The sequence below is a fragment of the Mesorhizobium sp. M4A.F.Ca.ET.020.02.1.1 genome (assembly GCF_004022645.1).
GTDB lineage: Bacteria > Pseudomonadota > Alphaproteobacteria > Rhizobiales > Rhizobiaceae > Mesorhizobium.
The window spans coordinates 1-6,524 of record NZ_RZOI01000320.1 but is presented as its reverse complement, the minus strand read 5'-3'; the positions used below and the strand labels follow the sequence as shown (position 1 = coordinate 6,524).

Sequence of the window (6,524 nt, the reverse complement as noted above, 5' to 3'; positions counted from 1 at the left end):
GGATCAATCGTCTGACCGGCACGCTGTCGACGCGCGGCAGCCTGTCGGCCAGCGGCACGGTCGGCATCAATCCGGCGCAAGGGTTCCCGGCCGATCTTTCGGTCAAGCTGACCGACGGCCGCTACACGGACGGCCGGGTGGTGACCGCCAATCTTGGCGGCGACCTGACCATCAAGGGGCCGCTTGTCTCGGCGCCGGTGGTCGCAGGCACAATCATCCTGGCCAAGACCGTCATCACCGTTCCCGAGAAGCTGCCGGGCTCGCTGGCGGCGCTCAACGTCAGGCACAAGGGCGCGCCGGCCGCGGTGCGCGCGCAGGACAAGGCGCTGCGCCCGGCTTCCGCCAGCGGCGGCAGCGGTGGCGGCGGCGGTCTTGCCCTCGACGTCACCGTCAACGCGCCAAATCAGATATTCATCCAGGGCCGGGGCGTCGACGCCGAGCTTGGCGGCTCGCTCAAGCTGACCGGTCCGGCCTCCTCGCCGCATGCGGTCGGCACCTTCACCTTGCAGCGCGGGCGGCTGACGATCCTCGCCAAGCGGCTGACCTTCACAGAAGGAACGGTCGGCTTTTCGGGCTCCCTGGTGCCCTACCTCAACCTGACAGCGACCACGACGACGAGCAGCGCCACCGTCACCATTGTCGTGTCGGGCGAGGCGACCAACCCGAAGTTCACCTTCTCCTCGACGCCGGCACTGCCGGAGGACGAGGTGCTGGCGCAGCTGATCTTCGGCCGCTCGATGTCGAACCTGTCGCCGCTGCAGATCGCGCAGCTGGCGGAGGCCGCCGCGCAACTGGCCGGCGTCGGCGGTTCGACCTCGCTGCTCGAGAACCTGCGCAGCGCGATCGGCGTCGACGACCTCGATGTCACCACCGACGAGAAGGGCGGCACCGCCGTCTCGGCGGGCAAATACCTCAACGACCGTACCTATGTGACGATCCAGAAGGGCGACAAGCCGGGTTCCGGCAAGGCGGCGATCGACCTCAATGTCGGGCGCGGCGTCAAGCTGCGTGGCGAGGCCACCGATGCCGGCGAAGCCAAGGGCGGCATCTTCTACGAGCGCGAATACTGAAGCCGGTCGCAGGAAGGGCAGCCTTTGGCGCTATCGCAGCAGGCGGCTGGCGCCGTCCTATGCCGTTTGAATGTCTCAGTTTATTCGTTTGCGCATAATCGAATGAAATCTGCGACGCAGTAGCAAATTTGCGTCAAGACTGTCGCTATCGCGCGAACCGCCCTCCTTCCAAAGTTGCACATTCGTCAACATGTTCCCAGTCCAGACCGTCTTTGACATCACGGTCCGGATGCGGAATGTTACAAGGCGGAAAGCCAACAATGGGAGTTAATCATGGCAATCTACAAATCTAACGGTGACCGCGTTCCGGATCACATCCTGGCCATGGCCGAAGAAGCCAAGGCAGGCAAGGTGGACCGCCGCGAATTCCTGGCGCTCGCCAGCGTCTTCGGCGCGACCACGGCGATGGCCTACGGCATGCTCGGCCTCGCCGATCCGACCCCGGCACGGGCCGAGGACGTGCAGGGCAAGAAGGGCGGCATCCTGAAGGTCGCGCAGTGGGTCAAGGATCCGAAGGACCCGCGCAAGTCCGACTGGTCGGAAATCGCCAATGCCGAGCGCCAGGCGCTCGAGCCGCTGGTCAAATACACCACTGAATACACGTTCCGTCCCTATCTGCTCGAAAGCTGGGATGTGAACGACGACGCCACCGAATACGTGCTGCATGTGCGCAAAGGCGTGACGTGGTCGAATGGCGATGCCTTCACCGCCGATGACGTCATCTTCAACCTGAAGCGCTGGGCCGACAAGAAGGCCGAAGGCAATTCGATGCCTGGCCGTCTGGGCACCCTGGTCAAGGACGACAAGCTGGACGAAAGCGCCGTCACCAAGGTCGACGACATGACCGTCAAGCTGAAGCTCGGCAAGCCCGACATCGCGCTGATCCCGAATATGTGCGACTACCCAGGCCTGATCGTCCACAAGACCTTCGACGAGAAGGGCGGCGACTTCAAGGCCTGCCCGATCGGCACCGGCCCGTTCGAGCTCGTCTCCTACGATGTCGGCCAGAAGGTGGTCTACAAGCGCCGCGAGGACAACAAGTGGTGGGACGGTGAAGTCTTCCTCGACGGCATCGAGTTCATCGACTACGGCACCGATCCGGCGGCCATGGTCAGCGCCTTCGAGGCCGGCGAAGTCCACACCAATTTCGAGACTTCGGCCGACTATGTGTCGATCCTCGACGGCATGGACCTGGTGAAGTCGGAAGTGGTGACGGCGTCGACGATCGTGTGCCGCACCAACATCAACAACAAGCCGTACGACGACCAGAAGGTCCGCAACGCGCTGCAGCTCGCGGTCGACAACAATGTCGTCCTCCAGCTCGGCTACGGCAATGCGGGCACTGTTGCCGAGAACCATCACGTCTGCCAGATCCACCCGGAATATTACGAGCTGGCAAAGGTGGCGCGCGATCCGGCCAAGGCCAAGGCGCTGCTGGCGGAAGCCGGCCAGGCCGATTTCGAGCATGAGCTGATCACCGTCGACGAGGATTGGCACAAGAACACCGGCGATGCGATCGCCGCGCAGATGCGCGACGCCGGCATCAAGGTGAAGCGCACGGTGCTGCCGGGCTCGACCTTCTGGAATGACTGGACCAAATATCCGCTGTCGATGACCAACTGGAACATGCGCCCGCTCGGCGTCCAGGTGCTCGCGATCGGCTACCGCTCCGGCGAGGCCTGGAACGAGACGGCCTTTGCGAACGCCGACTGGGATGCCAAGCTCAACGCAGCGCTGGCCGTCGCCGACGCCGCCAAGCGCAAGGACATGATGAAGGACATCGAGCAGATCCTGCAGGATTCCGGCATCATCATCCAGCCCTACTGGCGCAAGCTCTACAGCCACTCGGTCAAGGCGGTGCAGAACTACAAGATGCACCCGACCTTCGAACGCGACTATGGCAAGGTCTGGCTCGACCAGGCGTGATCGGACCGATTGGGGAAGGGGCCTTGCTCCTTCCCCTCACTCCCCGCACAATGCAGGAACCGGAAGCCGGCGCCTTGAGAGGGCGTGGGTTCTTCCGGCAACGGCGTGCAACGAAAAACAGGGTTGATCGCATCCGAGAGTCCGTTTGATAGGCAGCCTGGCCGCTAGTGGCCGAGCTGGACAGCAAACAGGCTCCAACCCCAACCAGACCGGCAGGGGACCGCCATGCTTTCTTTCATCCTCAGGCGTCTTGGCACGATGGCATTGACGATGCTGTGCCTGACACTGGTCGTCTTCTTCCTGATCAATCTCAACCCGAACCTGAAGAAGCTGGCGATCAGCCAGACCGAAATGCATACGTCGGCCGAGCAGCTGGAGGACTGGCTGGTCAACCATGGCTACCGGCAGAATTTCTTTGCCCGCTACGGCCAGTGGCTGGGCGTGCTGCCCAAGCAGCCGGTGACCGACCCGGCGACGGGCAAGCCGACGCAGCGTTTCTCCTTCTGCAACGATCCGGTCGTGCCGACATTCTCCGGCGTGCTGCAGGGCGACTTCGGCTGCTCGACCAAATTCAAGACCAGCGTGGCGTCAAAGCTCTTTCCAGCACTCAGCGCGACCGGCATCCTGATGCTCTGCGTCCTGCTGGTGATGGTGCCGATCTCGCTGCTGGTCGGCATCCTTGCCGGCATGCGCGAGGGCTCGCGCACCGACCGCACGCTGTCGGTCGCCTCAATCGCCTCGACGGCGACGCCGGAATATGTCTCGGGCGTCATCTTCACCGTCATCTTCGCGTCCTGGCTCGGCTGGCTGAACGGTTCGGCCGCCTCGGCCAGCCAAGGCATCACCTTCTACAATTTCACGCTGCCGGTGATGACGCTGGCGATCTACGGCATCGGCTACATTGCGCGCATGACACGCGCCTCGATGGTCGAGGTGATGACGCAACAATATATCCGCACGGCTCGCCTCAAGGGCCTCTCCTTCGGAAGCGTCGTGGTCAAGCATGCGCTGCGCAACGCGTTGATCGCGCCGTTCACCGTCATCATGCTGCAATTCCCCTGGCTGCTCACCGGCGTCGTCATCGTCGAGGTGATGTTCCGCTACCAGGGCTTCGGCTACACGCTGGTCGAGGCGGCCGGCAACAACGACATCGACCTTCTGCTCGGCTGCTCGCTGGTTTCGGTGTTCATCGTCCTGATCACGCAGCTTATCTCGGATGTCGGCTACGCGTTTCTCAATCCGCGTATCAGGGTTCAGTAGGGGGCGAAGCGGATGCAGATCGAATATATCAGCGCTTTCAGTGTCGTGCTCGGCGTCATCTCGCGTTTCTGGCCTGTCTGGATAGCGCTCGCCATCGTCATGGGGGCGAGCTTCGCCTACAAGAAGAAGCTCGGACTCTACGGCCAGCTGTTCGACAGCGGCGTCGGTATCGTCGGCGTCGGCATCTGCCTGTTCTGGCTGTTCACCGCGATCTTCGCCTCGACCATCTCGCCCTTCGATCCGCTCTCCCAGGTGCCGGTGATGAAGGACGCGCTGCCCGGCGCGATCGAACCGACGTCGAAGCTCATCTACTATTTCGGCGGCGACAAGCTCGCCCGTGACGTGTTCTCGCGCATGGTCTATGGCAGCCAGATCGTGCTGATCATCGCGCCGGCGGCGACCGGTTTCGCGCTGATGGTCGGCATCACGCTCGGCCTGCCGGCCGGCTACTATGGCGGCAAGATCGACACCATCCTGTCCTTCCTCGCCAATCTGGTGCTGGCCTTCCCGGTCATCCTGCTGTTCTATCTGCTGGTGACGCCCGGCATCATGGACACGCCGATCCCCTATGCCATGGCCGGGCTGTTCTTCCTGTTCCCGATCATCTTCTTCAGCGTGCTGTTCTGGACGCGCTACAAGAACCGCCCCGACCGTCTTTACATCCTGCTCGGGCTGACGCTCGTCATTGGCGGCTGGATCTATGTGGGCCTGGTCTTCGACAAGGATCCGCTCAAGATCGTCCACATTGACCCCAACCAGCTCAACATTTTCGTTGCGGTGGTGTTCGCCTCCAGCCCCGGCGTGTTCCGCATCGTGCGCGGGCTGACCATGGACATCAAAACGCGCGACTATGTGGCGGCGGCGCAGACGCGTGGTGAATCGCCGTGGTACATCATGCTGTGGGAGATCCTGCCCAATGCCCGCGGGCCGCTGATCGTCGATGCCTGCCTGCGCATCGGTTACACGACGATCCTACTCGGCACACTCGGCTATTTCGGACTGGGGCTGGCGCCCGAGAGCCCGGACTGGGGCACGGCGATCAAGGACGCCAGCCGCCTGCTGCGCTCCTTCATCCACCCGGCACTACCGCCGACGATTGCGCTGATGTCATTCGTGCTTGGGCTGAACCTTCTGGCCGATTCCCTGCGCGAACAGTCGATGAAGGATTGATGGCGGGGTTTCAGGCCCCATCTTCTAAGAACCAAGGATTGGAGCGACCCATGAACGAGGCAGTTCGAAATCCCGGCAAGCCAACCCCTGGGCCGATCATCGAGATCGAGAACCTGTCGATCTCCTTCTTCACCCGCAAGGGCGAGATACCGGCCGTGATGGACTTCTCCTGCACGGTCATGCCCGGCGAGGCGATGGGCATCGTCGGCGAATCCGGCTGCGGCAAGTCGACCGTGTCGCTTGGCATCATGCGCGACCTCTCCAACATCGGAAAGATCGTCGGCGGCAAGATCAAGTTCCAGGGCAAGGACATGGGTGAGATGTCCGACGAGGAGCTGCGCGCCATCCGCGGCAACAAGATCGCCATGATCTACCAGGAGCCGATGGCGAGCCTGAACCCGGCGATGAAGGTCGGCCAGCAGCTGATGGAAGTGCCGCTGATCCACGACAAGGTGTCGAAGGACGAGGCTTACAAACGGGCGCTGGAAATGGTGCGCGCGGTGAAGCTGCCCGATCCCGAGCGCATGATGCGCTCTTATCCGCACCAGCTTTCTGGCGGCCAACAGCAGCGCATCGTCATCGCCATGGCGCTGTTGTCGAAACCAGCCCTGCTCCTGCTCGACGAGCCGACCACGGCGCTCGACGTGACGGTGGAGGCCGGCATCGTCGACCTCGTCAAGGGGCTCGGCGAGAAGTTCGGCACCTCGATGATCTTCGTGTCGCACAATCTGGGCCTCATCCTGGAAACCTGCGACAAGATCACGGTGATGTATTCCGGCGAGGCGGTCGAGACCGGCAAGATCAAGGACGTGTTCGACCGGATGCGCCACCCCTATACGCAGGGACTTTTCCGCTCGATCCCGCTGCCCGGCGCCGACAAGAATTCGCGGCCGCTGATCTCGATCCCTGGCCAGTTGCCGCTGCCGCACGAGCGGCCGAAGGGCTGCAACTTCGGCCCGCGCTGCCATCATTTCGTCGAGGGCGTCTGCAATGCCGCCGAAATCCCGATGATCGCGGTCGAGGGCCATGAGGGCCATTTCTCGCGCTGCGTGCGCTTCAACGAGATCGACTGGGAGGCGTTGCCGCCCGGCGCCAAGA

5 protein-coding genes are annotated in these 6,524 nt (G+C 63.0%); all 5 read left to right on the top strand.

What is annotated here, in order from left to right; all coding sequences use genetic code 11:
- Positions 1–1,070, top strand: a 1,070-nt coding sequence (locus EN742_RS19635) for a translocation/assembly module TamB domain-containing protein (RefSeq protein ID WP_189375470.1), incomplete at its 5' end; no start/stop codon positions are given.
- 273 nt (positions 1,071–1,343) lie between these two features.
- Positions 1,344–2,996, top strand: a complete 1,653-nt coding sequence (locus EN742_RS19630) for an ABC transporter substrate-binding protein (RefSeq protein WP_127405591.1) — start codon at positions 1,344–1,346, stop codon at positions 2,994–2,996.
- Between the two features lie 225 nt (positions 2,997–3,221).
- Positions 3,222–4,256: an ABC transporter permease gene (locus EN742_RS19625; RefSeq protein ID WP_127400230.1), complete on the top strand. Its 1,035-nt coding sequence runs from the start codon at positions 3,222–3,224 to the stop codon at positions 4,254–4,256.
- 12 nt (positions 4,257–4,268) lie between these two features.
- Entirely contained in the window at positions 4,269–5,426 is a 1,158-nt protein-coding gene (locus EN742_RS19620; protein WP_127405590.1) for an ABC transporter permease, read from the top strand.
- Between the two features lie 50 nt (positions 5,427–5,476).
- Positions 5,477–6,524 (top strand): ABC transporter ATP-binding protein (locus EN742_RS19615; protein WP_148670160.1); only part of this gene is annotated, 1,048 nt, incomplete at its 3' end.